The sequence below is a fragment of the Synechococcus elongatus PCC 6301 genome (genome assembly GCF_000010065.1).
Taxonomy (GTDB): domain Bacteria; phylum Cyanobacteriota; class Cyanobacteriia; order Synechococcales; family Synechococcaceae; genus Synechococcus; species Synechococcus elongatus.
Map to the genome: position 1 here is coordinate 456,568 of NC_006576.1, position 26,118 is coordinate 482,685.

The window sequence follows — 26,118 nt, forward strand, 5'->3', positions numbered from 1 at the left end:
AGTGCTCTATCTGGCTGAAGTCGGAAAGCGTGGCGGCTTGTTTGGGGGGAACAAAGTAGAGTTCCGCCTCATTGCTTTTCAGCGGCCGGACGAAGGGTGGCAGGTACTTCCTGAAGAAGAGGTCTTGGCCAGCGATAAAACCTGTGACTTCTCTCCAGGGGCACTAGTGCTACTTGACCTCAACAATTCGCGCCAGGTGCAGCGCATTCAAGAGGCCACTCAGCGCCTACTGGGGTTTCTGCGTGAGTTTTCGCGGCTGCAGGAGCGCTATCGCGCCCAAGAAGCGGAGGTAGAGCAGTGGAAGGAGTCTCTGAGCATTCAGAGTCAGGAACTCAGCCGCCGCCAGCAAGAATTTGAGAATCGTCAAGATCAACTGCAGCAACTGCAGGCAGAGTTGTTTCAGCTGGAGGAGCAAAAACAGGAAGCCCTCGCTATTCAACAGCAGGCAGATGCCCTGCGGGCTGAACTCGATCGCCGCGATCGCGAGTTAAAAGAAGCTTGGCAAGAGCTTGAAATCCAGCGTCAAAGCTTTAGCAGCCAGCCCTTTGGCGCAGTCGCCTTTGCGCCGGAAACCCAGGCAGCAATCGCTCAGCTTGAGCAACAAATCGCGAACTGGCAGAACGACGATACCGTGCTGGCGGAACTCAGCAACAAAGTCACTGCAGCCCAGCAAGATCTCCAGTCACGCATTGCTTCATTGACCAATCCAGACCAGCCTGATGTTGGCAATCTGGAAAACCTGCAGCAGGCGCTGCAAGAACAACGGCGGCAGTTCCAAACTGCCCATCTGGAATGGATGAGCCAGCAAGCTCCCCCCGAGCAGGACAAGCATCAGTTGTCGGAAGAGCAGACCTTGCTGGCTGGGCTCGAGCAACGGCGGCGGGCAATCGCCCAAGCCTGTCAGCTGATCCATGCTCTGACAGGAGAAGCGAATCGCAGCGAACTCGAGGCACTGCCCCTCGAGGAGTTGCAGGAACGGGTGGCTGCAGTCCAGCGAGACTACGATCGCATTTATTCCTTCGTCAACGATCAGGAAGAGGAGTTACGGCTCGAAACCGCTGATCTAGAAAAGCTACGTGCCAACCTCGAGCAAGCCAATGAACTGGAGCGGCTTTCCTTAGAAGGAGAGTTGATCGAAGCCGAGCAACGCTGCCAGCTGCTGGATGAATCCTTGGTTGCCCGGCGACTGATTGCTCAAGAACGTCTCACTGTTTTGCAGCAGTACCAGCAGGTCTTGGAGGGGCGGCAGAGCGGCACCCCGATCGCGCCGGAAGTAGATCTTTCAGAACTGCGATCGCTCTTGGATCGGGAGCTACCGGATCTAGATGGCTTGATTGCCAATGTTCAAGCTCGGGTTGAGAAATTGCAAGAGGACGTGGCGACCATTGAAGGCGGGATTCAAGCCAAGGCCGATCGCGTCTACCGTCTCAAAGAGACTGTCGAATCCACAGAAGAAAAGTGGCGCAACTGCGAGCTCCAAGTTGCTGAAATCAGAGGCTACAACCAAGCGATCGCCGCTTGCCGAGAGTGGCTGGAACAAATTGCCCAAACCTACTCGGAGGTCTACGGTGCGATCTGCACCCTAGCGGAGCAGCAACGTCAGCAACAAGCAGATCGCGCCGCTCTGCAACAGCAGTTAGCAGCGATCAGTCATCAACTGATTGCAGCCTAAGCCAGTCCCCCGCGACTACCGCGACCCGTCTCTGGGGCAGGCTAGAGCTGCAGCTGCCTTGAGGCGCAGTGATCAGCTGGCGGAGTTCTTCGACCTGCACCGTGCTCGGCGATCGCTGCAGTTGATCCTGAAGGAAGGCATGCAAGACTCGCCTTTGGAGAGCGATCGGCTGTTGCGCCAATTGGGAACGACAAAGCCCCCTCTCGCTGAGGGATTGCTGATAGACCTGCTCAGTTAGTTCAGCCAGCCAGTCAGCTTCATCGGCCAGCAGCTCAGCGGTATTGGCAAGGTGGCGATCGCATTGGGGATTGATCTGGCGCAGCTGCGGGAGAACTTCTAGCCGCAGGCGATTGCGGGCAAAGCGGCGATCGCGGTTGGTGCTGTCTTCCCAAACAGGTAATTGAAACTGCTGAACCATCTTGCTAGTTTCAGCGCGGGTAAAGCCCAAAAAGGGTCGCACCAAGGTGAGCCGATCGCTGAGCGATCGTTGCCAGCGCAGACTGGCCAACCCTTGCAGATGGCTGCCCCGCGTCAAGTTGTAGAGCAGGGTTTCGGCGCGATCGCTGGCAGTGTGGCCGGTGACGAGTAAGGCAGCGTCGATGTCGGCCGCGATTGCCTCTAGGACCTGATAACGCCACGTTCGCGCTGCAGCTTCGCTCCTCGGTGGTTCCGGCGATCGCTGGCAGTAAAAGGGGAGCTGCCACTGATCCGCGAGCTGACGTAGATGCTCGGCATTCGCTGTGGAGTCCGATCGCCAGCCATGGTCACAATGGGCGATCGCCAGGGACCAATGCCAGTGCGGTTGTAGACCCCGCAGTAGCTGCACTAACGCGAGGGAGTCCTGTCCGCCCGAAACGGCCAGTAAGAGGCGCGATCGGGTAGGCAGAAGCGATCTCCGCTGTAGGAGCTGATGCAGGCGGGCGTGAAAGGGAGTCCAGCAATCTGAGGACAAAGCGCTAGGCGACGGCAAAGGGCGATGCAACAATGGTAAGAATTCAGTTGCGCTTGCCCAAGCGATCGCAGCCTGAAGTTGGTCACTGCTGTTAGGAAATTGCTATGTCCATGCCTGGTGCGCTGCAAGCAGCCCTGTCCCAAGGTCGTGCACTGAAAGTGATTAGCGGCCTTGCTAACTTTGATGCCGATCTCGTTGCGGCAGTTGTGCGCGCAGCCGATCGCGGTGGCGCTACGTTCGTGGATATTGCTTGCGATGCCAGCTTGGTCCGTTTGGCGCGTCAACAGACAGCTTTGCCGATCTGCGTCTCTTCGGTAGAACCGACAGCGTTCTTGGCAGCGGTTGAAGCCGGTGCTGATCTGATCGAAATCGGCAACTACGACAGCTTCTACGCCCAAGGTCGGGAGTTCAGCGCCGCAGAAGTGCTGGAACTAACCCAAGCGACGCGAGCCTTGCTGCCGCAAATCACCCTGTCGGTGACTGTTCCCCACACTCTACCGCTGGACCAACAAGCGACTTTGGCAGAACAACTGGTGGTTGCAGGTGCGGACATCATCCAAACCGAAGGCGGTACCAGCTCGGCTCCGACCCATGCAGGCGTTCTCGGCCTGATCGAAAAAGCAGCCCCGACCTTGGCAGCCGCTTCCGTGATTTCCAAAGCAGTAAACGTGCCCGTGCTCTGCGCTTCGGGCCTGTCGGATGTCACGGCTCCCATGGCGATCGCAGCCGGTGCAGCCGGCATCGGTGTTGGTTCAGCCATCAACCGCCTCGACAATGAGCTGGCGATGATTGCTGCAGTTCAACGCTTCGTTGAAGCCCTCGATCGCGCTCGAGTTGCTCAAGCACACTAATTTTCAGCCAGACTGAAAGTCAAAAAGCTCTTGTCAGGTTCACACTGCGACGAGAGCTTTTTTTTGTTACCGAAAAAAAGCGATCGCCCCAGATATCCGAGCGATCGCAGTCTTAAATCACTGCCAGTTCCAGCAGATTACTGTTTTGATTCGAGGGCCAACAAACGATTTTGCAGCTTTTGATTTTCCTGCCGTAGCTGATCCATTTCCTCGCGCAATTGCCTCAAGGACTGATCTGGCCCCATTTGCTTCTGAACCCGAGCGATCGCTTCATCCCCCACCCGTTTGACTCGTCCATCAAGACTCATCCCTGCAAGGGATTGCAACAGGCTTAGGGCCTGCGGTGTTTTCATTCGACCTAGCGACGTCACAACTGCCACTTGCGTCAGGAAGAAATCTTCTTGGGCAAGGCTGCGCAATGTGGCTAAAACGCGAGCGATCGCGGCGTCTGTTTGACCCGCAGAAACAGGACCCAGTGCCCGAATTGCAGCGAGTCGCAGCGGTTGCGGCACACCCCGCAAAGTTTGCGCCTCGATCAGCTCTAGGGCTTCAGCGGAATCCGAGAACTGAGCTAACGCTGTTACGGCTGCCGATCGCACTACTTCATTCCAGCCCGATCGCTCTTTGAGAACACTCTTGAGGAGCTTGATCACTGCCTTATCTTTGCGATCGCCGGCGATCGGTTGGCTCGCCACCTGAGCCAACGCCGTAATTGCACTGGCTTCGGCGTAGTAGCTGGCGTCTCCCGCTTCAACGGCTGATTTCAAAGCTCGATAGCGATCGCGGCTGCGGCTTTGTCCGAGAGCAGTAAATACCGCCCGACGAACCCGAGGATCACTATCTTTGACGGCTTTAATCAGCGCCGTCTCCGCTGCTTCTAGGCCGATGCTGCCTAGTTGACCGGCAATCTCAGCGCGGACGCCCCAAAACGTATCTTTGTGGAGCGCATCAGCGAGGGCCGCGATCGCTTCCCGACCGCCCATTTTGGCGAGGGCTGCTGCTGCCTGAATCCGCGCCACCGGATCGGAATCGTGCTGCACCTGCGATCGTAGTTCGGCCAGCGGATAGTCCAGCTCGACAGTTTTGAGGGCGTGATTGCCGACATCAAAGCTGATGAAATCGGGCTTGGTTGCCAGCGGTAGATAGAAGGTTTGCTCCGCTTCGTGGATGCGGAGTCGGAAGACTTGGCTCTCGGTTTCCACGCTACGACCTCGCCCCCGCAACTGACAGAAGGCGATCGGCACGGTGAGGTCGAACAGATCCTTACCGTCCTTCGATTGTGTCTGCTGCACCGTCAACTTAGCGAGCTTGGCGTCAGCATCCCAGCTGTAGCTGACCTTGAAGTCGGGATGGCCGCCTCGGAAGACGTACTGGTCAAACAGCGGCAGCAGATTTCGCCCCGTGGTCTGCTCAATGCTGCGTAACAGGTCGACCGTCTCGACGGTTTGATGAGCATGTTGCTGCACAAAGCGATGGATCGAAGCCCAGAACAGCTCTTCACCCAGTTCCGTACGCAGCAGGTGATAGACGCAAGCGCCTTTTTCGTAGAGGTGGCGATCGTAGAGTTCGATCGCCTCGCGGTAGACGTGGGTGACGATCGGCCGGCGGTAGCGATTGCGATCTTCGTCGAGGTAGCTGCGCAGCGTTTGTAGGCGATAGTAGGCAGCTTCCTCAGCACCGTACTCATGGTCAATCCAGAGACTTTCCGAGTAGGTGGCCATGCCCTCTTTGATCCAGCCGTGGGACCAGTGGCGAATCACCAGCAAATCGCCAAACCATTGGTGCGCCAGCTCATGAGCCACTAGCGTCTCGGAGCTGCGGTTATCGATCGCGGCGCGTTCATCCAGCAAACAGCGATCGGTCAGGAGAGTGCAGGCGGTGTTTTCCATGCCGCCAAAGATGAAGTCGTCGACACAGACTTGCGCGTACTGGACGAAGGGATAGCGATAGCCAAAAGTACGGCTAAAGAACTCGACCATGCGTGGCGTTTTGCCCATGGTGCGCAGGCCCTGATCTTCGCGGCCTTTTTCGACGTAATAGCGGATAGGAATACCGTCCCAGCTATCCTCTAGTTCTGCAAAGTCACCCACCGCCAAGGTCATCAAATAGGTGGGATGCGGCTCCGACTGCCGCCAATGGAACTGTTGCTGTCCCCCATGATCGGTGACCGCAATCGCCTCCCCATTAGAAATGGCACGGTAAGGCTTGGGCACCGTCACCTTCAGTTCGCTGGTTGCCAGTTGTCCCGGATAGTCGAAGCAGGGAAACCAGTAGCGTGAGTCTTCATCCTCGCCCTGCGTCCAAACCTGAACAGGCTTGTTGGGATAGTCCTCATCGGGCTGGATGAAGTAGAGCCCGCGCTGCGGGCGATCGAGGCGGTAGTGAATCGTGATTTCTAGCGATCGCCCAACTTTAGTGGCATTGGGCAGATGAATCCGCAGCTGCTCTCCGTCGTAGTCAAAACGAGCCGATCGCCGGCCAATATTGACCGCTTCAATCTGCTGTTGCACCGCATCCAGTTCCAGCAGTTCAATCCCATCGCGCACGGGCTTGAGACGGATCTGACAGGTTCCCGCCACCTGCTGCTGTTGCAAATCCAGCGTCAGATCTAGCGCAATATGTTCCACCTGCCCCGGGCGATCGGGCACGTAGTGCGGCTTAGCACCAGGCAATTCAAAACTGGGGCGATCGCCGCCATCAAAACCAAGCGAAAAAAAGCGGTGATGCTGGGGCATAGGACAAACTGGGCAGGAGCGCTGGGATCTACTCTAGTTCAGGGCTTGCCTTGCTCCGCTAAACTCTCTTCAGCTCATTTTTAAACCGGCCCAACATGGCAAGCGCACCTTGGGTTTTTGCCTATGGCTCACTGATCTGGCGACCTGATTTTGCTTGGCAGGATCGCCAGCCTGCGGTGCTTCGCGGTTGGAAGCGGCGCTTTTGGCAACTGTCTACAGATCACCGCGGTACGCCCAGCCAACCTGGACGGGTTGTGACCTTGGTTCCAGATGCACAAGCGGAATGCGTAGGAGTAGCGTTTCAGCTCATGGGTGACGTGGGTGCTATCCTCACGGCGCTCGACTATCGCGAGAAAGATGGTTATGACCGTCAAGAACTGGTGATTGAACTGCAGGATCAACGACAGGTCACAGCGATCGTCTACGTTGCGCAAGCTCAGAATCCGCGCTTTGCTGGCCCAACCCCTGTCCCTGCGATCGCTGATCAAGTGCGACGCAGCTATGGCCCTAGTGGCAGTAACGCCGAGTATGTACTGCGACTCGACCAAGCGCTAACAGCTTTGGGCTGGGAAGACCCCCATGTGCGAGCGATCGCCAATCTTGTGGCAGCCTGAGCTCTTCTGAACCTAATCGTTCAAGTCAGCCAGCTTTGCATCAGCCAAAACTAATTTGCATTGCCTTTGAATTTTAAATACAAAACTGAAAACTCTAGGGATTTGATTGACCAGCTCCCAACCCGTTGGGAAGTACCTGTCGATTTTAGGTTGGATGATCTATCACCTGGTTTTCCTCGAAAAACTCAAGCATTACTTTTAAGATAATCCCGAAAAATTCACTTAAGCAAGCTCAAATTCATCAATCAACCAAAATCGTTCTTAGGAGTAATTTTTGCTTAAAAACATTTCCTTAATAAATCAAGTGATCCATTTTTATTTCAGAGAGCTAGCTTATGAGTCAAGGGCGAATCAAAAATTGCTCTTGAGAGTTAAAACACTTAATTGGAGTCTGTCATGTCTCAATTCATTAATTTGATCAACGATCAAAATGCTCAGGAACTTCTAGGCGGAACTACCTACAATCCACCGAGCTATCCTTATCCTTCGTATCCAAAACACAGCTGGTCGGTTAAGCAGTCTGTGTATGCACCAATCAAGTCCGTAGCAGTTAGTAGTTCTGACGCTACAGCATTCAATATTGGTGTTAAAAATCTCTTCAGCCCACAAATTGCTACAGCTACTGCAATTTCTGGAGCTACATCGACAGTTATTGGCGGAACTGTATCTGCCTAAAGTTCAATTAGTGGAAAGCATTCGTAAACTAACAGGAGATAATCATGTCTAAACTCATTAATACTATCGATGACAACCATGCCCAATCCCTTGTGGGAGGGAGTGGTTATTCCATTCCTACGTATCCCAAACATCCTTATCCTAACTACTATGGAAAGCCGTCATCGAGCGTTCAGCAGTCGGTTTCAGCGCCGATTACTTCAATTGCTGGCAGCAGCTCTAATGCACTTGCATTCAATATTGGATCGTTTAACTTGGCGAGTCCTCAAATTGCTAAAGCAACTGCTGTATCCAGTGCCACTTCACTTGTCTATGGTGGGACTGTTTCAGCTTAACTAGGCTGACATAGTGAAATGCTCATTACAGAGTTGATGAGCATTTCATTACTCCTTCACTTTATGAGGAACGAATTGTGAATCAGTGGCTTGAGTCTATCAATGATGATACTGCTCAACAGCTCTTGGGCGGTAAATTCTGGGGGAATAAATGGGGATTATATAAGCCCTCTAAGCCGATCTTAGGAATTGGTCAGAGTGTGACATCTCCAATTCAATCAAGTGCGATTAGTATTTCTAGAGCTACCGCAATTAATATTTCTATATTTAGCAACAATAGTCCTCAGATTGCTACTGCAACATCTATCTCTGGTTCAACTTCTTTTGTAGAGGGTGGAGCAGTTACAGCCTAACCAAAAACTAATTAAAACAATATACTCATTAGACCTATAAATCTACTTGTATTATGAACTTTTAAGTACACATTTAAACTATTTTATTTGCGATTATATTTCTTTAGTTTTATGTCTTGTTGTTCAATGTTGTTTGAGGGCATCGATATGCAAGTTGAATTTGATTTGATTACAGATTTGTCAGATGGGCAAGCTGAGATGGTGACAGGAGCATTATTGCAAACAGCCAATTCAGTAGCAGCAGCAATTGCAAAATCAACTGCGATCGCTCCTACTGGGATTGCAATTAGTGCAGGAACTGTCGCCAATGCACTTTCTATTGCTCAGAATATTGGTGTGAGTACAGTCACATCACCTTCTATACGAGTCCCCATTAACGTAGCTGTCAATCTTTAGCCAGTGCGATCGCAAGTATTTGGACTCTGGAAATTGAGGGTGGGTAATACCACTCTCAATCTCTGATATTTTTCATCCTTCACTCTTAAGTATCGTGAAATATGCATGTATTCGGCAACAAAGTGAAGAGGACTGTGGAGCGGCCTGCATCGCAACAGTTGCAAAATACTATGGCCGTCACTTTGCACTCAATCGAGTACGGGAAATTGTCGGCACAGGTTCGCAGGGAACTTCTCTGTTAGGACTTCGTAGGGGTGCTGAATCTTTAGGATTCAATGCTCGTCAGGTAAGGGCTTCGTTGGAACTCATTGATCATTTAAAAGAAGCACCACTTCCAGCAATCATCCACTGGAAGGGTTATCACTGGGTGATTTTATATGGCCAAAGGGGAAAGCAATATATCATTGCAGACCCAGGGCTTGGCATACGCTACATCAATCGACATGAGTTATTAACTAGCTGGAGTAATGGCGTTATGCTGCTACTTCAGCCAGATAGTGAGAAATTTTACAGTCAAGAAAATGATAAGAATGATAGCTGGATTCGCATTATTCGACGGGTTTGGAACTTTAAAACACTCCTGATTCAAGTTGTCATCATTAATATTGTGATTGGTATTTTGGCACTATCAATGCCACTCATGATGCAGTTTTTAACAGATGATGTCTTGATTAGAAAGGATACACATCTCCTATTCACAGTTGCGATCGCAGTAATTGCGATGAATTTTTTTAGGAATATTATCAATCTAGTTCAATCTCATCTAGTTGGATATTTTGGCCAAAAGCTACAGCTAGATCTCATTTTGGAGTATGGTCATCGACTTCTCCATTTACCCATGGCTTATTTTGATAATCATCGCAGTGGAGAAGTGATTAGTCGAATTGGTGATATTCGGCGAATCAATGATCTAGTCTCAAAAATTGTACTTGGCCTGCCCAGCCAGTTCTTTATTGCCTTGATATCTCTATTCATCATGCTTCGTTACAGCTCAATTTTGACAGCTGCAGCGATTGCCGCATTTTTTGTCGTGACTCTTTTTAATTTAATTTTTCTTCCTTTTTTACGACAAAAAAATAAGCAGCTAATTGCTGAATCGTCCGAGAATCAAGGCTTCCTTGTTGAAACTTTTCGTGGAGCTGTCTTGCTGAAGACAACTCAAGCGATCCATCAAGCATGGGAAGAGTATCAGCAAAACTTTGGCCGACTTTCTTTTTTATCTTGGGGAGCACTCAAGCTAGATATTTATGCCGGAACTACAACCGATTTTCTATCAACTATAACTAATGTTAGTATTCTCTGGCTAGGCAGTAGCTTGGTCATTGATGGCACGCTAAGTATTGGCCAACTGCTAGCCTTTAGTGGCTTTAGTGGTAACTTATTAGGCTTTTTATCTGGAACAGTTGCACTTGCTGACGAATTTTTAATTTCGCAGGTTGTCATTCAACGTTTATCAGAAGTTTTAAGTTCAACCCCAGAGGATACTATCTCCTCTCATAAGCCTTGGATTCAAATTCCTGATGATACTAACATCATCTGCAAGAATGTTACTTTCCACCATCCAGGTCGTGTTGATCTACTGAGGAATTTTGATCTAACAATTCCAGGGGGCCTAGTCACTGCTCTAATTGGGCAATCTGGTTGTGGTAAAAGTACTCTTGCCAAGCTGATTTCTGGCCTCTATCATCTTGACTCTGGAAACATTCAATTTGGCATTTATAACCAACAAGACATTGCTTTAGATTGCTTACGTCAACAGGTTGTTTTGGTTCCTCAAGATGCTCATTTCTGGAGTCGTTCTATTGTCGAAAATTTCAAATTTTCTCATCCCAATACATCATTTGAAAATATAGTTAAAGCTTGTCGAATCACAATGGCAGATGAATTTATCAATGAACTTCCTGACAAATATCAAACCGTATTAGGTGAATTTGGGGCTAATTTATCGGGGGGGCAGAGGCAAAGGCTTGCCTTGGCAAGAGCGATTATCAATAATCCACCTGTCTTGATCCTTGACGAGTCTACTAGCGCTCTTGATCCCGTCATGGAAAGTCAGATCCTTGATAGCCTACTAGCATTTAGAAGAGGTAAAACGACAATTATTATCAGCCACCGGCCACGAGTAATTCAACGTTCTGATTGGATTGCATTCCTTGAGAAGGGAGAATTAAAAGCTCAAGGACGTCCAAATGACCTGAAATCACTTGTTGGTGATCATCTTAAGTTTATTGCCCCTTAATTCCTTTGAATTGAGTTATTTAATCTTGCTGGAGGCTCCCAATGAACGTCAGCGATCAATTAATTAACTGCTATCTAGAAATTGAGAGAAACTACTTAAATGGTCATTTGGAAGCAGCAGAAGAATTATCAGATCAGCTAGTCAAACAACAACCCCAAAATCCTCATTTAAGACTTCTGAGAGGTCACATATACTATAGCCTTGGTGAATTAAAAAAGGCCCGATATGAATATGAGTTGACTAGGGGGTTGACTGCCGATGAAGATTTGATTGAACAGTCACTTAACGGCTTAGAGCGATGCGATAGTCTTCATCCTGACAGAGCTGCTAGCTCAAGCGATGCAACCATTATTTTTCCCCGTCATGCAGTCATTGCTGCTTCCAGTCTTGAGCAGTCTTTCTTAAAGAACCGGGTTGAGGAGGAGACTAGGGATTATCAGCTGACAACTCAAAATGCTGATGAACCGTCTTTGTCTAGTTTTTCTACTCCTACTTCTGATACTGCCAGTGTAATTCAAGTGGTCAGTGATGATGAGATTCCAGAAGATTTACATCTCTTGCAGGCTGATGAGTTTCTTCCCCCTGTTAACCATTGGTTTCAAATTGCAGGTATCAGCTTAGTTCTGGGATTCATTGGGACAATTATTCTTACTTCATTTCTTAAGTATAAAGTCGTTGTTAAGGCACCTGCTCTAATTCGTCCGATTGGGGAAACACGGCTAGTTCAAGCCGCTGTTGAAGGTAAAGTCCGTCAGATTGCTGTTCGTTCTAACCAAGAAGTCCAGCAAGGTGATCCAATTATTGTTATTGATGACTCGCAGCAAATTACCAAGCGAGACCAACTGATTGACAGTATTGCTAAAAATCAACTTAAACTTCAGCAGATTGAGTCTCAAAAAGCTGCGATCGCAGAGGAAATGCTAGCTGAATCCAATAAAGTAGCGCGGGGCATTGATGTGAATCAAGCTGATATTCAAACGGCAGAGGCTAACTTGGCGCTCGCAGCAGATGAATATTCTCGCTATCAAACTCTCTCTAATGCTGGGGCGATCGCTGATCTCTTAGTGCAAGAGAAGCTAGCCAGTTTTCGGGTAGCACAAGCCAATTTGAGCCGCGCGCGCGAGCTAACAGCTCAGACTGAGGAACAGGGTTTAGCCACCCAAGCAAGACTCCGACAGATGCAAGACCAGCTAGCTCAACAAGAATCGGAAACGCTACAACAGATCAAAGTGGAGCAAAAAGAACTCCAACAAATGAATATCAACCTAGCAAATACTGTTGTTCGTGCCCCAATTTCTGGGATTATTCAGTCCATTAACCTGCGCAATCCTGATCAAGTAGTCGGCGTTGGCCAGGAAGTTGCCCGCATTTTTCCAACTCAGAGTGGCTTGACGATTAAAGCATTGGTTCCTTCACAGAACATTTTGCCCGTCGCACTAGGACAACGTGTGCAACTCCGGATTGCCGCCTGCCCCTATCCGGACTTTGGCACCCTTGATGGCAAAGTCCAGGCGATCGCACCCGATTCCGGCGGTTCATCTAGTTCGGCAGCACAGACCAATGAACCCGTTGCCGCGAATAGTCAAGCCTATGAAGTGACGATCAAGCCTGAAGATCGTTCTCTAACTGATGGTCAACGGGTTTGTAAAATCCGTCCTGGGATGGATGCCGAAGCCGACATTATTACCAATGAAGAGACGGTACTCAAATTTATGCTGAGGAAGGCTCGTTTGCTATGGCGATAATTGGCTTCAATTTCTTGAATCAATTATTGAAGCCAATCAAAAATACATATTTAGATGACCTCTAGCTCGAAGTCACGTAAATGTGCACGAAACTTATTGGAAAAGCTCACGAGATAGGGAAAGTTTGCACTAATGGGCTTACCATTCCACTCAGTTAGAATCGCTGCAATTTCGCCTTCCGCGTCTTTTAAGTCAAAGGCTTGATTTCGATGATCAGGATGGTGATACACCACCACTGATTCTTTGACTCGCACGCGATCGCCAACGTTCATAACAGCTTAATGAGGCAGAGACGACAACACAGCTTGAGGCCCAGAGACCTGAGCACTGCTAGAAGCAACCTCTATCTTCCCATAGTCTCTGAGCTTGCTAGCAGAGAGCCATCATTCTGAGGAGCAGGGCCCAAGACTTTAACGATCGCTGGGCCCGACTGGAACACCTAGGTTGGGAGTTGGCTGCGTTGGAGCCGGGACAATCAAGCCAATGCCAGCACCTAAAAGCATGGCAAGGGCTATCGCCCCCAGCCAAGTTCGCCAAGAGAGATTGAAGCTAGGTTCAACCGCTCGATCCACGATCTCAGGAGCTACTACTGTGTCCGCAGGCTTAGGTTCCTGAACGGTGGCGGTGGCGAGTGGCAGCTCCAATGGTGGCGACACAACTGGACTGATTAGGCTCGGTGCGACCTCCGTCAGTTGGCAACAGAATGCTGCCACTGAAATATTGTCGTGTCCGGTCAGCTGGCGGGCGCGATCGATCCAGCGCTGGCCCCAGTCGGCCAACGATAATTCCCCTCGGAGCACAGCACCCACATCTACATGGCCAAGGGTCTCAACCAGACCGTAGTCACTCAGACCATCTGAGCAGAGCAGCAAAATGCCTGGCTCGAGGACGCGAAAGGATTGAACAGGGATCTGCAGTCCCGTCGAAGCCATCACCCCCATCGCCTGGGAGAGGGCAGCCCCTTGCGTTAAGCGCAGGGCCGAACGATAGGCTAGAAAGCCCTGAGTCACTGTCTGAGTAGCGACATCGTGGTCAAGGGTGAGTCGCTCTGTCAGGTGGGGAGTCAACCAATAGGCGCGGCTATCCCCAATGTGGGCGATTGTCAGCTCGGGCTGGGGTCCTGGTGTTTTCAAAGCCAGAACGAGGGTTGTCCCCATGCGGGCTAAGACTTCTGCATCTTGTTGGTTGCGGCTGGCGATCAGATCGTTAATGATCCGCAGGCTGATGCGCAGTTGCTCAGCCAGGCTCTCCACAGGTCGTTCGGGCGCTTGACGATGCTCCAATAGCTGCGGGACTTGGAGTTTAAGACCAGCGATCGCAGTTTGGCTGGCTACTTCCCCACCCACATGACCACCGAGACCATCACAGACCGCAATCCAATCTGGCTGTGGTGATTCGGCAAGGTCGGTTGCTAGGGGATAGCAACTGTCTTCGTTATCGCCGCCGCGCCAGCCGGGGTCAGTCAGGGCGATGGCCTCTACTGTCAAAGACTGCTGCTGGCTGTAGTGCTGCCACGCCTGCCGGAGGATGGCCTGACTCTCGGCTAAATCAGCCTCTGGGGTTTGGAGGCGCTGCACCATTGGGGCGATCGCAGCGGCAGCCTCGGGATGCAACAGCGGCAAGAGGCTCTTGAGGACCTGTCCCAAACGGCGCAAACTGGCTGGCTCAGTCTCTTGGGGATTAGCTATCCCCAGTGGATTCTCATGGTCGTCCAGCAACTCCAGCAGGCGCAACTCACCCGCACAAACGCGGATATTCATCAATTTCAGGACACTACTAGCCACGCCTTGGCAGATCAGGGGCTCCCACAACAGCAGGATCTGCTCAATCCAGTGAATTTGGAGGGCCGTTGAAGCTGTCTTAAGCGCATTGACAAGACTGGGCCAGAGATGACCTTCGCGATTGAGGGGAACGCGCTCGAGCAGAATTGCTGTTTCACCATCCTCTAAGGGCACCAGCGCATAGAGAGTGGGTAGGTGCCGCTGGTGCTCAAACAGCCAGAGGTAGGGTTGCAGAGATTCCGGTAGATGCTCTGGGAGCTGAGGCGGGCGATCAGGATCCAGATCAAACCAAATTTGGGGCGCTACAACTTGATAGCGATCGCTCACCCTCGTTCCTGGGGGCACCTGTGCTGCAGCGGCTCCACTGACCCAAAGAAACCGATTGGCAAGTGGCTCAACTTGACGCGGCAACGTATAGTGCTCTGCGAGAAAATTCTGGGTCATGAACGGCGGCGGGCCGAGGAGCTGGATTCACTGTAGCAGGCTCGTTCAAGGCTGTTTTAGGAAGGGCGATCGCGACTACAAAAGGATTCTGGCCCGCGATCAATCACCTGGCCACCCAAGTCCTGGCAAGCACGTTGCCAAGCCTCATAGTCAGGCAATCCCTGGGCTAAATATTGCCGGAAACGAGGCTCTAACTCTGCCTCACCGACCGTTTCAGCGATCGCCGTGCCATCTTCAGCCACAGCAGCGGCATTGGGACGTTGCTGCGCCAGTTGCTGGATGGATTGCTGGGCCTGCTGGCGCAGAGATTGGGCCTGAGGTTGCCAGTAGGGATGATCACTCAGTGCAAGGAGAGCACGATCGACATCCCACCAACGAGCTTGGCTGAGGGCCGCCTGGGCTTGGGCGATCGCCTGACTGTCCTGTTGCCACTGCTGCTGCCACTGGGCCAAAAGAGCAGAAGCGGTTGGGGTCAGGGGGGTTCCCTCTGGCAGAGACTTCAGCAGTTGTTGGGCAGCTGACCAGTTGCCTGCTAGGAACTGTTGCTCCGCTTCGGTGCGCACTCGTTCGCTCCATTGTTGCGCCGCAGCTTGAGCCTTGGGCGCTTGGCGATCGCTCGTAGGAATCAGTAAGACTAGTTGCAGGGCTTGAGGGTATTGACCGGCAGCCGCTAGCTGTTGCGATCGTTGCCAACGACAGTTGTTGAGTAAGGGCTGAAGGGTTTGGCTATGTTCGAGGGGGGCCAGTTGTTGAAGACAGGACTCAAAGTTGCCTGCCACCAGCGCTTGTCGAGCCGCAGATAGGGCACGTTGCTGCTGCCACTGTTGCCAACCCCACCCAGCAGCTGGAACTGCGATCGCTACAGCAATCAGGCCTATTTGCCAGCGGTACCGAGAAATCGCCATGGTCTTGCTACGCAGATTGCCCACAGGCAGCTTAGCGAGTTCTGAAGCCAATCTGAGCGCTGTCGATCGGGATTGCTATCGGTCTGTACGAGCTATCTCAGATCAAACAATGGCAAGACTGGTGAGGTCGCCCTGAAAACCGGTGATTTCAATCAGGAGATCACGCTCAGCTTGAAACCCAGCTAAGTCATCATTGAAAGCCACAAAAGTTCGCTGCTCGATTTGAAAGGTTGCCGCACCATTGGCCATGAAACGATCAGGCGTCAGCACCGCCACGAGTGACTCTGGGTCGAGGCTGCTCACTGTACCCACGTTACTGATTTCTGTCGCACTGACAGAATTAGGGCCAACCAAGCGATCGCTGCCGATTTGAAAGTCGGTTATCTGATCAAAACCTGATAGTTGTGAATCTGCGATCGCTCGGTAGAGAAACTGATCTTGCCCTGCTCCACCAGTCAATGTATCCGCGCCGAGTTCCCCAATTAGATTGTCATCCCCATTTCCAGCAGTTAGCAAATCGTTGCCGTTAGTACCGATCAGCGTAAAAGCCTCGCTACTACTGAGCTGGTTATCATCATTACCCTTGACGATAGACCGTGCTTCACTGATCGCGATCGCGGTAGCTGGGGAACCGGAACTCACTACAACCTGCTGAGCGATCGCAGTGACTTGAAGAGCGTTGGGCAAACTCGAATCATCACCAGTCACTTGAGCAAGCAAGGCTTGCACGGTTGGCAAAGCGATTGGGTTTTTAGAGAAGTCATAAGCTTCAATTTCCTCAAGGCTATCTAGTGATCTGGTGAATAGATCAGCCACTAGAACTTTATTGAGAAAAGTCTGAGCATCTCGGCTGCCCTCTTCAATCCCCTCAACAATCGCGATCGCTAAATTGGCTAAGCTGAGCCGGCCAGATTCCAACTCTTTGACATAGAAATCTTGACCGATGGGATCAGCGTCGCGGTTCAGAATTGTTTGGAAGAGCGTATTGACAGCCTCAGCGGCAGACAAAGAGCTGAATCGCAAGAAAGACTCTACTGACTCACCAAAGGCTTCAGCGATCGCCCCGTAGTTAAGGGTGCTGAGATTGTCCTGAACGATCACATCCCAAAATTTTTGACCTGCAGGATCTGCTGGCCGACCATAAAAAGCAACATAGAGCTGCTGAGCAGAAGTAATCTTCAGATTAGCCATAATATTTAACTCTCAGAGACTTAAACTTAGAAGAGTCTGGAGACTAGCCCAGAAATAATAAGGCTGGAAATTTTTGGCCGCCTAAATCAATTAAATCCTGTACTTATTGCCAGACTCTAGATCACGACCTCTAGGTTTATTTAGTCACTATTGTTACTTTGGGATAGCTTTTTGAGAAGGTGCAATTTAAGATTAATTTACTGCAACTTTATTGTGCGTTAAATTAATAGTATTAGAGACTAGCTATGATAATAGCCTAAATCAATTTCAGAGATTCTTGGTCAAGATATCCAAAAGATTAGTCAGCAGAATTTACAACCTAGATAGCCCAATCATCCCAAAATTAAAGATTAGACGTAGAGCGTCAATCCCAATTTAGCGAAACGTCTTTGTTAGATGCTGATCGAGCTCCTGATTTTAGCCTCTATAGAACAACCCGCAGTGCATGAGCTAGACGTCATGAACTACGGGTCGATATCTAACATTGCAACGGTTGCTCAGGTTATCTAGCGGCCACCCACAGTGATGGCATCAACCTTGAGGTGGGGCTGGCCCACCGTCACGTAGACGCTGCCGCTGACTGAGCCGCAGAAGCCCGGTGCGAGACCAAGATCGTTCGAGCACATGGAAATGCGCTGCATGATCTCGGTTGCCTCACCAATCAAAGTTGCACCCTTCAGCGGCTTTGTGATGCGCCCATTCTCAATCAAATAAGCTTCATCAACGGCAAAGTTAAACTGACCCGTTGCGCCAACACTACCGCCACCCATCTTCTTGCAGTAGATGCCGCGATCGATTGATCCCAAGAGATCCTCAAAGCGATGAGGTCCCGGGGCAATGTAGGTGTTGCGCATCCGCGAAGCCGCTGCGTAGGTGTAGTTACTCCGGCGACCACTGCCAGTTCGGGGTTGGCCTGTCCGCAGTTCCCCCGCGCGATCAGCGATGAAGTTTTTGAGGATGCCATTTTCGATCAGCAAGGTGCGCTGCACCGGCATGCCTTCGTCATCCATGTCAAGGGTGCCAAAGGCATCGGGCGACAGGCCCTCATCCCAGGCTGTGACACTGCTGTGCGCGATCGCTTCTCCTTTCTTGTCTTTGAACGGGGTGGTACCGCGCTCAATTTGCGTGGTTTCCAGCAAGTGTCCACAGGCTTCGTGGAAAATCACGCCACCAAACTGGTTTGCCAGAATCACCGGATAGGTGCCTGACTCTACAAAATCGGCGTAGAGCATTTGGCCCGCCGACTCTGCGACTTCAGCGGCATCCGCTTCAGAATCCCACGATCGCAAAAAGTCAGGATTGCTCGTGTCTCCCACCCGTTTGCCAATCGAGGCACGGTAGCTGCCATCCGCACAAAGTAGGTTGTAGCCCACGGATTGAGTGAGGCGAATATCTCGCGCAAAGGTCCCATCACTGGCTGCAACCAACACCTCTTGCCAGTCACGAAAATAGGCGGCCCGGCGAGACTGCGCATGCTTCGCCTGTCGTTGCAGGCGATCGCTCGCGGACAGCAACAGATCACCCATCTCCGCCATGGAGCTACAGCGGCTTAGCCACTGATCTTTTTGGCGCAGTTGGCCATAGTCGCGCAGCGGTTCCAGATTGACCGGTGGGACAAGGGATTGCGCACTGGGTAATTGCAGGCCGAGGATCCCTAAAGCTTGTTCGAGCGATCGCTTCAGCCCCTCATAGGACAAGTCATTGGTGCTGACATAGCAATCCGTGGTACCTCGAAACACCCGCACCCCTGCACCACTCGCTAGCCGTGGTGACAGGCTGGTCACTGCATCCTCTTCGACTAGGCAGCTAATGTACTGAACGCGCTCGAGGAAAAACTCGACAAAGCCTGCGCCGGCAGCCCGTCCAAGTCCTAGCAGTTGTGCCAGTGCCGGCGTCCAGCTGCTATCAAAACGCTGGCGATCGCCGGCCGCCAGATCAGCAGCCAACGTTAGGGAAAGGGGCGGTGCAACAACCATGGCAAGCACAAGACTCTAACTTCCGTTCAGTCTAACAACGACTCTTGCTTGGCCTAGAGGGACAGTTTGACGAGGGACTCGCACGGCTCTGTTGAAAGGGAGGAGCCTGCGATAATCAAGCGACGTGACTGTCTCCCTGTCGCAAATTTATGGTTTCCCGTCGCTCTTCAGTTCTTCCTTTCCAGCGCTGGTTAGGAGCACAGCGACGGCAGCGCCTCCGACTGTGGCTGACCCTCGTGCGGCGAGAACTCGAAGCTCAGTACCAAGGATCTGTGCTGGGTAATGCTTGGCCTCTACTCAATCAGCTTTCGCAGCTGTTGATTTACACTTATATCTTCTCGATGATTCTCAAAACCCGTCCTGCTCTGGCCAGCCTTGGCGATAGCACTATGGGCTATGGTCTTTGGCTTTTCTCTGGCCTGCTGCCGTGGATTGCCTTTACGAATGGCTTTAGTCGAGCTGCGACTGCGGTAATCCGTCAGCCCAATCTCGTCAAAAAGGTGGTCTTCCCCCTAGGACTTTTGCCCCTTGTTGACCCAGGGGTCGCTTTGGTCGAAAGTGCGTTTGGCACCCTAGTCTTGCTGGCCGCGACAGCGATCGCTGGGGTGAATCTGCAAGGGGCGCTCTGGTTGCCCCTCCTCTGGCTGCCCCAATTTCTGCTGACGGCTGGTTTGGCTTATCTGCTAGCAGGGTTGACCGTCTACCTGCGAGATATCCCTCAAATTGTCGGTGTTTCGCTCAATCTCTGGTTCTATCTGACACCGATCGTCTACCCCTTGACCCTCATCCCAGAACCTTTACGAGGCTGGTTGCTGACACTCAACCCCATGGCGCAGTTGGTGGAGCTCTATCGTTCTACCCTGTTTGAGCAGCAATTTCAAAGTGAATTGTGGTTCCAGTTCACCGCGATCGCGCTCGTGCTGTTTTGGGCCGGTCGGCGCTGTTTCCAGCGCCTGCAACCGGGATTTTCCGACATTCTCTAGGGGCGGAGAGGGACAGCTGAGTCCTCGTCAATCACTTTGGCAGCGATCGCACCAGATTTAGCCTTCCCGCAGCACCTGGACCAGTTGAGTGGCCAGAACCAACAACTGCGATCGCTCAAAACTGGCGGCCAAGGCCCGAGCGGCTTCTTGAGGTTCAATCGGAATGCTAACCACCGTGGCGGTGTAGGGATCGATTGCCCCACCGGCTAACCGAGCCAGAGCAGGAGTGACGGCAACTTGATCAGCTCGGCCCAATTGCCATTGATCGCTGGCCTGCTTGAGGTTGCGAACCACAACCGCCGCTAGCTGAGCAAAGCTATTTTCAGGCTTGGCGATCGCCCGAGAGCAGATATCCAAGAGGTACTGCCAAGCAGGTTCCGACGAGAGATTGCGCAGTTGCTGACAAGTATGGAGAATCTGCTGCCGTTGCTCAGTCGTTTCCTCGGCCCGAAAATGCTCGAGGAGCTGTTGCAGCAACGCCGTGACGGCGTCATCGGCTCCCATGCTGGCAGCTGTGGCAGTCGGGGTGGCCAGCAGGCTTTCCCAACGATCGACGCGCGGTGCGGATGGGGTCGCTTGACCAGCAGCTGCTAGCAAGTTCTGGAGTTCCGTAAAGGCTGGGTCCGATTGCTCGAGAGTTTGGCGGGTGTATTCCGTCTCCAGCTCACCATTGTTCTGCAGATGCTCGAGCAGGTTGCAAAGAAAATCAAAGCCCTGCAAAAACAGTGACTGCGCTTCTGGGCTAGCAACGTCGGGTTGGTCGCGCAGCACCTTAAAGCCATCTTCGAGGCGGTGTGCAACATGCTGAATGCTCTGTAAACCCAACATGGCTGCGCCCCCCTTAACGGAGTGGGCGGAGCGGAGGAGTTCATTGATGCGCTCTGAATCTTGGCTGGTGGCCACCAGATCCATCAAACCCTTCTCGATTGTGTCGAGATTCTCGCGGGCTTCTTCAATGAAGTATTCGAGAACCTGTTGCTGTTCTGCATCCACGAGCCCAATCCCTCTCCGCTGAAGCCACAACAATGCATGGCCTATTTTGCCTGACCTAAGCAAGCTCTGAGCAGATCTTGTGGAATTGTTGTGGATCTAGTCCACAGACTCTAGGCTTTCGACCACCTCAAATTGGATGCGATCTTGGCGCGGGTCGGCGTGGGTGACGCGTAGAGCCAAGCGATCGCCCAGTTCCACGGGCTGACTGAGGCGAATTGGCAGCTCTAAGCCAAGGTCTTCAATCAGAATCAACGCAAGTTGCTCGTGCTCTCGCAGCCAGCGCAGAATCAGGGACGACCAGATGCGATCGCCCTGACGACGCAGGTACTCCAGACCCCAGTAGCGATTGGTCTGCCGCTCCACCAGCACGGCTTCATAGCTGAGGCTGAGGGTACTCTGCAGCAGTGTTTCCAGTTCTTCTGCACTGAAGGGGAGTTGGTCGCCCCGCAGATGCGCCTTGATTTGGAAGTGGGTAACGAGGTCGGTGTAGCGCCGAATCGGGGAGGTGACCTGCGAGTAGCGGTCGAGGCCCAAGCTGGCATGGCGCTGGGGGTTGAGACTCGTTTCGCTGCGAGGCATACAGCGCCGGATTGCACAGGATCGGACAGGACCGGCAGGCAGCGCCAGCAATTCTTCTTCGCTCGGTAATTCCGGTTGGGGCTGTCCCCGGAACGGTAGCGGTAAGCCGTTTGTTGCGCCGTAGTGGCCCGCGACTTCACCTGCCAGAATCATCATTTCGGCGACGAGGGCACGCGCAGCCGATTCTTCTAGCACGGAAATCGAGATTTGATCGTCGGCTTCAGAGACCTTGATCACCGCCTCAGGCATGTTGATGGCGATCGCCCCTTGCTGGTGCCGCCACCGGCGTCGCCGTTGGGCCATCTCCCAGAGGTCGAGTAATTCTTGCTCTGCTGTCACGCCGAGGTCGAGCATTTCGTCGACATCTTCGTAGGTGAGGCGATAGGTCGGTCGAATTTGGCTGGGCACAATCTCGTAGCTGGCGATCGCCCCTTGCTCATCCAGACAGATACCAAAGCTGAGGGCACAGCAGGCTTGCCCTTGCACCAAACTCATCGGACCGGCCGCCAGTTCCAAGGGGAACATCGGTACCATGCCGGTGGGTAAATAGATGGTGGTGCTGCGGCGACGGGCTTCCAGATCTAGGGCATCGCCCGGTTCAATCAAGCGGGTTGGGTCAGCAACATGCACCCAGAGTTGGAGGCGACCGTCGCTGAGCCGCTGACAGCTCAAACCATCGTCAATCTCCCGTGTACTCTCATCATCGATCGTGTAGACCTTGAGATGGCTGAGATCCTGACGGCGATCGCGGTCAACGGGAGGAGCATCTAAGCAAGTTTGAACCACATCCATCACCGCGACAGGGAATGTTGTCGGGACTTGGCTGCGGCGCAAAAAGAGATTTTCGTGCGGTTGCCAGTAACCCAAGGCGACCAACAGGTCATGGGCAGCCTGAGCCGAGGCTTGGCGACCTAAAGCTGTCAGAACTTCGGTCGCAGCTCGAGTGTTGTTGCCGTCTTCGCTAAAGAGTGCCCATTGTTCGAGGGCCTTCAACCAAGGGCGATCGCTATCGATCCAAGTGACAGTCTCACCACCTTGTGCCTGCTGACAGCGATCGAGAAAGTTTTGCCAGAGTCGGGCTTTTTCAGCAGCGATCGCCAGCTGTCGTTGCTGCTCAGCGACTTGCTCACGGCTGCGCGCTTCGTAGCGATCGCGGCGCTGCCGGAAGTAGGTGCGATCGTCATCCAAGAGACGAAAGGTCGCGTAGAGGGCGGCTGGATCCGCTTGTGAGAACAGCAGATCACTGAGGATTGCGAGTTCTGCCTCTTCCCCTTCATCAACCAACATTTCCCAAGCGATCGCTAACGCATCGGGGTCGAGTAGGGCCTCCACTTCCCTGCGAAAAGCAGCAAGCTCTTGGGGTTTATAGATTTGTCCCGCCACCACATAGGTGAAATCGCGGGGGTGGAGCGAGCGGTTTGCCCCGCGTTCATCGACGACAATCCAATTTTTTTTGCCGTCTGGACGATCCAAAACGCCTAAGTGGCGTTGACCACCTAGGCGAAACTCAATCAGCGTTCCTGCTTCCACAAGCTTGTCCTAGGGCAGGATTTAGCCTTCTTGGTTGAGGAACGGTAGCAGGGCCAGAATCCGAGCCCGCTTGATTGCAACCGCTAAATCGCGCTGTTGACGTGCGGTCAGGCCAGTGATCCGACGGGGAAGAATTTTGCCCCGTTCGGTGATGAACTTGCGCAGCAGATCGACATCTTTATAGTCGATTGGATCGCTGGGCTTGATGGGAGAGAGACGACGACGGAAATAGCTCATGACGGATCCCGAAAAAACAAACGACAAGGGAGATCAGGGTTCTGCACTGGCAGACCTATTTGATCTCTTTATGTGCGGTGTGCTTGTTGCAGTGCGGGCAGAATTTTTTGATTTCTAGCCGTTCCGTCGTGTTGCGACGGTTTTTCTGCGTGGTGTAGCGGGACACGCCTGGAGAGCGCTTAGCTGTGTTGGACCGACATTCCGTGCACTCGAGAGTGATCACGATGCGGGCGCCCTTCGCCTTGGCCATGATTGTTCGACCTTGATGGTTAAGACACAATCTTGAATCATGCCATGCGATCGCCTCTGGGGGCAAGTAATACAAGTTGAGGGCCGCTGGCAATAGCCGGATGCAGGTCTGGGCGATCGCTGCCCCAAGCAAGCAATAGGCACAGTACCCTGTAGGCTAGTCAGGCTCTGGATATCCATGACTTCCAATCCTTCCTCTTCACCGTTCCCAGCCAGAATGGCGACCGAGTTACAGCTGGGAGTGGTGCTGAGCGATCGCTATCAGGTGGTGCGGGAACTCGGACAGGGGGGCTTTGGCCGCACCTATCTGGCGAAGGATTTAAATCGCTTTAAAGAAGAGTGCGTGCTCAAGGAATTTGCGCCCCAAGTTGAAGGAGAAGAGAGTCTCCAGAAAGCTCAAGACCTCTTTCACCGCGAAGCTGGGGTTCTCTACCAAATTGAGCATCCTCAGATTCCCCGCTTTCGGGAACTACTGCGGGTGACCCATGGGGGGCAAGGTCGGCTGTTGCTGGTCCAAGACTATGTGGCTGGGCAGACCTATCAGCAAATTCTGGAGATGCGTCGCGCCCAAGGGCAAACCTTCAGCCCGGCCGAAGCGCTGAGTCTGCTGCAAAATCTCTTGCCGGTGCTGAACTACCTCCATCAGGCGGGTGTGGTTCACCGCGATATTTCGCCAGACAACTTGATCTGTCGCGATCGCGATGGACTGCCGGTGCTGATCGACTTTGGTGGCGTCAAGGCGGCAGCAGCGGAAGCAGTGTCGCAGTTTGCCCAGCGGCGTCAGCGACCATTGACCGCTACTCGGCTCGGGAAAGCAGGTTATGCACCGGGCGAGCAAATGCAGCAGGGGATTGCCTATCCCCACGGTGATCTCTACGCTTTGGCTGTTACTCTGCTGGTCTTGATGACGGGCGAAGACCCCCAAGACCTCCAAGATCCCCTGACCTTGGAATGGCTTTGGCGAGAGCATCTCAGCCTTGACCCAACCTTTGCAGCAGTACTCGATCGCATGCTGGCTTTGCGGCCGCGCGATCGCTTTGCCAGTGCTGCAGAGGTGCAAGCGGCCCTCACGGGTGTGGCTCTGACTCCAGAGCCGATCCAACCAATTCACCCCCCCAGCCCTACCCCAAGCCAGCTCGATACTGTTGTCGTTGCTCCCCGTCAGGTGATTGCACCGCCGGCAGTCGAGCCAGCGCCCACTCAGATCCTGACACCGCCCTCAGCATCCATCGAGCCCGGGAGCTCTGCTGCTGTTGAAGAAGCCGCAACTACCCAGCGCTTCATCTGGGCCGTGTTAGCGATCGTGTTTGCGGTGTTTGCAGCGGGAACCGGCTGGTGGGCAGCTCGCACTTGGCTGGGCTGGCAAACCGATAGCCAAACGCCCACAACACCCACCTTGCCCCTGCCGGATCCAACGCCGGACCCAACGAATTTCAGTCAGCAGCGGGCCGAGTTGGCGAATCAACTGCAAGCCATGCAAGTTGATCCGGCTTTCTTTGAGTTGTTAGTTAATGAAAGCTTTTTCCAAGCTGTCCCAGAGCGGCGGGGACAACCACCCAGCGATCGCCCTGAAGATCGAGAACTCCAGCAGCGCTGGCTGAGCTTGGCCAAAAACTGGATTGTGCGGCTGAATAGCCTGCCGGTGGCGGAGCGATCGCGTTTAGGGCGCTACAGCATTAGTGAACTGAGTGGTTGGCTGGGTATCGCCCAACAACAGTCTGTGAGTGAGGCCGCCTTCCGAGCAGTCGTTGATGCCCAGTACAGCTACCTCAGCGATGATTCAGCGGCACCCCTGCGGGGAAGCCCCCGAGAACAAGTTTGGCTGGCGATCGCGGCAGCTCAGGCAGCGATCCTGCAGGCCGGTGAAGGAGTGACTCTGCTGACCTGGAATGAAGACGGTACCGCGCAAGTTGGCGGCAATTTGGCACCGGGCCAAGGCCGCATTTTCCTCTTGCCGATGCAGGCCGGTGAAGTACTACAGCTCAACTTTTCAGGTGGCGCTGGCAGTGCCTACAGCGTCTTTGCACCCGCCAATGCCAGTGGTGAGGCGATCATTTCTGGGGACAATGCTCCCCAACTCCAGCGAACCCTGATGGCTGGTGGTGTCTATCAAATTGTGGTCACCTCAGCTGCAGGTGGCACAGTCAGTTTCAGTGTGAATGCTCAACGGGCGATCGCAGAGCCGGAGCCAGCGCCGCAACCGCAACCGAATCCGACTCCTGTCCCGCCCAGTGCTGGCACCCCGACCAAGCCAGAAGTTACACTTCCTGCCGAACCCTCGGCTCCTCTACCCGACCCAGAGGCCCCCGCTGTGCCTGAAGCCCCACAGCAACCCTAGGTTCAGCGGCTCAGTCCATCAGATACAGAACTCACAGCGTCGTCACCTCAACTACAGGAGTCGCTACGAATGCTCTGTGTAGCGCTTCAGGTTGCTTTGAACAACTGAATTTCTGCTGGTTGAGATTGGGCTACTGGGGCTGACTCGCCGCAAGGTCAATGCCGATGACCTATTCCTGCTGCGATCGCGGCTTACCCCTGCTCCTTGCCTGGGACCTTATCGCGAACTGCTCATCCAACCAAGAGTGCTGCAGTCTGCACGACCAATGGTGTCTGGCAAGCTTTGCTTGGCAGTGGAGGACCTAATCACCTGGGCTTCAAGGGCTGCGCGAGGAGGGCGAATCGG

General features: G+C 53.0%; 22 protein-coding genes. 11 read left to right on the top strand and 11 right to left on the bottom strand.

The features are described 5' to 3' along the window. Nucleotide 1 precedes the first annotated feature (1 nt). Entirely contained in the window at nucleotides 2-1,672 is a 1,671-nt protein-coding gene (gene hmpF / locus SYC_RS02120) for a pilus motility taxis protein HmpF (protein WP_011242723.1), read from the top strand. Here the strand turns inward: hmpF and tilS are convergent. Continuing rightward, nucleotides 1,647-2,624 carry a tRNA lysidine(34) synthetase TilS gene (gene tilS / locus SYC_RS02125; protein ID WP_041676919.1) on the bottom strand — a complete coding sequence of 326 codons (978 nt, stop codon included), beginning with the start codon at nucleotides 2,622-2,624 and terminating at the stop codon, nucleotides 1,647-1,649. The genes hmpF and tilS overlap by 26 nt on opposite strands. Nucleotides 2,625-2,728: 104 nt before the next feature. Here tilS and SYC_RS02130 point away from each other — a divergent pair, with 104 nt between their 5' ends. Next, complete coding sequence (locus SYC_RS02130; protein ID WP_011242725.1) at nucleotides 2,729-3,475, top strand: DUF561 domain-containing protein; 747 nt, start codon at nucleotides 2,729-2,731, stop codon at nucleotides 3,473-3,475. 137 nt (nucleotides 3,476-3,612) lie between these two features. On the opposite strand, the gene SYC_RS02135 is transcribed toward SYC_RS02130, so the two are convergent. Beyond that, complete coding sequence (locus SYC_RS02135; protein ID WP_011242726.1) at nucleotides 3,613-6,210, bottom strand: M1 family metallopeptidase; 2,598 nt, start codon at nucleotides 6,208-6,210, stop codon at nucleotides 3,613-3,615. A gap of 95 nt (nucleotides 6,211-6,305) precedes the next feature. Here SYC_RS02135 and SYC_RS02140 point away from each other — a divergent pair, with 95 nt between their 5' ends. The 7 genes from SYC_RS02140 to SYC_RS02155 all read left to right on the top strand — a co-directional run bounded on the left by SYC_RS02140 (nucleotide 6,306) and on the right by SYC_RS02155 (nucleotide 12,567). After that, nucleotides 6,306-6,824, top strand: coding sequence for a gamma-glutamylcyclotransferase (locus SYC_RS02140; RefSeq protein WP_011242727.1), 519 nt, complete (start codon nucleotides 6,306-6,308; stop codon nucleotides 6,822-6,824). Nucleotides 6,825-7,220: 396 nt separating this feature from the next. Continuing rightward, nucleotides 7,221-7,499 carry a hypothetical protein gene (locus tag SYC_RS13720; RefSeq protein ID WP_126148198.1) on the top strand — a complete coding sequence of 93 codons (279 nt, stop codon included), beginning with the start codon at nucleotides 7,221-7,223 and terminating at the stop codon, nucleotides 7,497-7,499. A 44-nt stretch (nucleotides 7,500-7,543) separates the two neighbouring features. Further along, on the top strand, nucleotides 7,544-7,834 hold the full coding sequence (locus tag SYC_RS13725) for a hypothetical protein (protein WP_126148199.1): 291 nt from the start codon (nucleotides 7,544-7,546) through the stop codon (nucleotides 7,832-7,834). A 77-nt stretch (nucleotides 7,835-7,911) separates the two neighbouring features. Beyond that, nucleotides 7,912-8,187: a hypothetical protein gene (locus SYC_RS13730; RefSeq protein WP_155813861.1), complete on the top strand. Its 276-nt coding sequence runs from the start codon at nucleotides 7,912-7,914 to the stop codon at nucleotides 8,185-8,187. 147 nt (nucleotides 8,188-8,334) lie between these two features. After that, nucleotides 8,335-8,583: a hypothetical protein gene (locus tag SYC_RS02145; protein WP_126148201.1), complete on the top strand. Its 249-nt coding sequence runs from the start codon at nucleotides 8,335-8,337 to the stop codon at nucleotides 8,581-8,583. A gap of 94 nt (nucleotides 8,584-8,677) precedes the next feature. Continuing rightward, nucleotides 8,678-10,822, top strand: a complete 2,145-nt coding sequence (locus SYC_RS02150; RefSeq protein WP_011242728.1) for a peptidase domain-containing ABC transporter — start codon at nucleotides 8,678-8,680, stop codon at nucleotides 10,820-10,822. 41 nt (nucleotides 10,823-10,863) lie between these two features. Next, nucleotides 10,864-12,567, top strand: coding sequence for an HlyD family efflux transporter periplasmic adaptor subunit (locus SYC_RS02155; RefSeq protein ID WP_011242729.1), 1,704 nt, complete (start codon nucleotides 10,864-10,866; stop codon nucleotides 12,565-12,567). A gap of 50 nt (nucleotides 12,568-12,617) precedes the next feature. Here the strand turns inward: SYC_RS02155 and SYC_RS02160 are convergent, their stop codons facing one another. The 5 genes from SYC_RS02160 to SYC_RS02180 all read right to left on the bottom strand — a co-directional run bounded on the left by SYC_RS02160 (nucleotide 12,618) and on the right by SYC_RS02180 (nucleotide 18,864). Next, the gene (locus SYC_RS02160; RefSeq protein WP_011242730.1) at nucleotides 12,618-12,839 is read right to left on the bottom strand and encodes a ferredoxin-thioredoxin reductase variable chain; all 222 of its coding nucleotides are present in this window, start codon (nucleotides 12,837-12,839) and stop codon (nucleotides 12,618-12,620) included. A gap of 138 nt (nucleotides 12,840-12,977) precedes the next feature. Next, nucleotides 12,978-14,792 carry a PP2C family protein-serine/threonine phosphatase gene (locus tag SYC_RS02165; protein ID WP_011242731.1) on the bottom strand — a complete coding sequence of 605 codons (1,815 nt, stop codon included), beginning with the start codon at nucleotides 14,790-14,792 and terminating at the stop codon, nucleotides 12,978-12,980. Nucleotides 14,793-14,848: 56 nt separating this feature from the next. Further along, entirely contained in the window at nucleotides 14,849-15,697 is an 849-nt protein-coding gene (locus SYC_RS02170; protein ID WP_011377873.1) for a hypothetical protein, read from the bottom strand. Nucleotides 15,698-15,799: 102 nt separating this feature from the next. Beyond that, nucleotides 15,800-16,888 (bottom strand): bluetail domain-containing putative surface protein, encoded by a 1,089-nt coding sequence (locus tag SYC_RS02175; protein WP_011242733.1) that lies wholly within the window; start codon nucleotides 16,886-16,888, stop codon nucleotides 15,800-15,802. Between the two features lie 506 nt (nucleotides 16,889-17,394). Then, nucleotides 17,395-18,864: a TldD/PmbA family protein gene (locus SYC_RS02180; protein WP_011242734.1), complete on the bottom strand. Its 1,470-nt coding sequence runs from the start codon at nucleotides 18,862-18,864 to the stop codon at nucleotides 17,395-17,397. Nucleotides 18,865-19,013: 149 nt separating this feature from the next. On the opposite strand from SYC_RS02180, the gene SYC_RS02185 reads away from it, so the two are divergent. After that, the gene (locus SYC_RS02185; RefSeq protein WP_011242735.1) at nucleotides 19,014-19,847 is read left to right on the top strand and encodes an ABC transporter permease; all 834 of its coding nucleotides are present in this window, start codon (nucleotides 19,014-19,016) and stop codon (nucleotides 19,845-19,847) included. Nucleotides 19,848-19,904: 57 nt separating this feature from the next. On the opposite strand, the gene SYC_RS02190 is transcribed toward SYC_RS02185, so the two are convergent. From SYC_RS02190 to rpmG, 4 genes are all read right to left on the bottom strand, one after another. Beyond that, complete coding sequence (locus tag SYC_RS02190) at nucleotides 19,905-20,840, bottom strand: Hpt domain-containing protein (protein WP_011242736.1); 936 nt, start codon at nucleotides 20,838-20,840, stop codon at nucleotides 19,905-19,907. 96 nt (nucleotides 20,841-20,936) lie between these two features. Next, on the bottom strand, nucleotides 20,937-22,949 hold the full coding sequence (locus SYC_RS02195) for a ribonuclease R family protein (protein WP_011242737.1): 2,013 nt from the start codon (nucleotides 22,947-22,949) through the stop codon (nucleotides 20,937-20,939). 21 nt (nucleotides 22,950-22,970) lie between these two features. Next, on the bottom strand, nucleotides 22,971-23,186 hold the full coding sequence (gene rpsR, locus SYC_RS02200; RefSeq protein WP_011242738.1) for a 30S ribosomal protein S18: 216 nt from the start codon (nucleotides 23,184-23,186) through the stop codon (nucleotides 22,971-22,973). Between the two features lie 55 nt (nucleotides 23,187-23,241). Continuing rightward, entirely contained in the window at nucleotides 23,242-23,436 is a 195-nt protein-coding gene (gene rpmG / locus SYC_RS13505) for a 50S ribosomal protein L33 (protein ID WP_011242739.1), read from the bottom strand. A gap of 216 nt (nucleotides 23,437-23,652) precedes the next feature. Between rpmG and SYC_RS02205 the strand changes: the two genes are divergently transcribed. Next, entirely contained in the window at nucleotides 23,653-25,773 is a 2,121-nt protein-coding gene (locus tag SYC_RS02205) for a serine/threonine-protein kinase (RefSeq protein WP_234701791.1), read from the top strand. Nucleotides 25,774-26,118: the final 345 nt, after the last annotated feature.

Excerpts from the sequence above, each read along its gene's own strand:
- SYC_RS02130 (WP_011242725.1), top strand. The coding sequence starts at position 2,729 with ATGTCCATGCCTGGTGCGCTGCAAGCAGCCCTGTCCCAAGGTCGTGCA.
- SYC_RS02135 (WP_011242726.1), bottom strand. The coding sequence starts at position 6,210 with ATGCCCCAGCATCACCGCTTTTTTTCGCTTGGTTTTGATGGCGGCGAT.
- SYC_RS02140 (WP_011242727.1), top strand. The coding sequence starts at position 6,306 with ATGGCAAGCGCACCTTGGGTTTTTGCCTATGGCTCACTGATCTGGCGA.
- SYC_RS13720 (WP_126148198.1), top strand. The coding sequence starts at position 7,221 with ATGTCTCAATTCATTAATTTGATCAACGATCAAAATGCTCAGGAACTT.
- SYC_RS13725 (WP_126148199.1), top strand. The coding sequence starts at position 7,544 with ATGTCTAAACTCATTAATACTATCGATGACAACCATGCCCAATCCCTT.
- SYC_RS02145 (WP_126148201.1), top strand. The coding sequence starts at position 8,335 with ATGCAAGTTGAATTTGATTTGATTACAGATTTGTCAGATGGGCAAGCT.
- SYC_RS02155 (WP_011242729.1), top strand. The coding sequence starts at position 10,864 with ATGAACGTCAGCGATCAATTAATTAACTGCTATCTAGAAATTGAGAGA.
- SYC_RS02160 (WP_011242730.1), bottom strand. The coding sequence starts at position 12,839 with ATGAACGTTGGCGATCGCGTGCGAGTCAAAGAATCAGTGGTGGTGTAT.
- SYC_RS02165 (WP_011242731.1), bottom strand. The coding sequence starts at position 14,792 with ATGACCCAGAATTTTCTCGCAGAGCACTATACGTTGCCGCGTCAAGTT.
- SYC_RS02170 (WP_011377873.1), bottom strand. The coding sequence starts at position 15,697 with ATGGCGATTTCTCGGTACCGCTGGCAAATAGGCCTGATTGCTGTAGCG.
- SYC_RS02175 (WP_011242733.1), bottom strand. The coding sequence starts at position 16,888 with ATGGCTAATCTGAAGATTACTTCTGCTCAGCAGCTCTATGTTGCTTTT.
- SYC_RS02180 (WP_011242734.1), bottom strand. The coding sequence starts at position 18,864 with ATGGTTGTTGCACCGCCCCTTTCCCTAACGTTGGCTGCTGATCTGGCG.
- SYC_RS02185 (WP_011242735.1), top strand. The coding sequence starts at position 19,014 with ATGGTTTCCCGTCGCTCTTCAGTTCTTCCTTTCCAGCGCTGGTTAGGA.
- rpsR (WP_011242738.1), bottom strand. The coding sequence starts at position 23,186 with ATGAGCTATTTCCGTCGTCGTCTCTCTCCCATCAAGCCCAGCGATCCA.
- rpmG (WP_011242739.1), bottom strand. The coding sequence starts at position 23,436 with ATGGCCAAGGCGAAGGGCGCCCGCATCGTGATCACTCTCGAGTGCACG.
- SYC_RS02205 (WP_234701791.1), top strand. The coding sequence starts at position 23,653 with ATGGCGACCGAGTTACAGCTGGGAGTGGTGCTGAGCGATCGCTATCAG.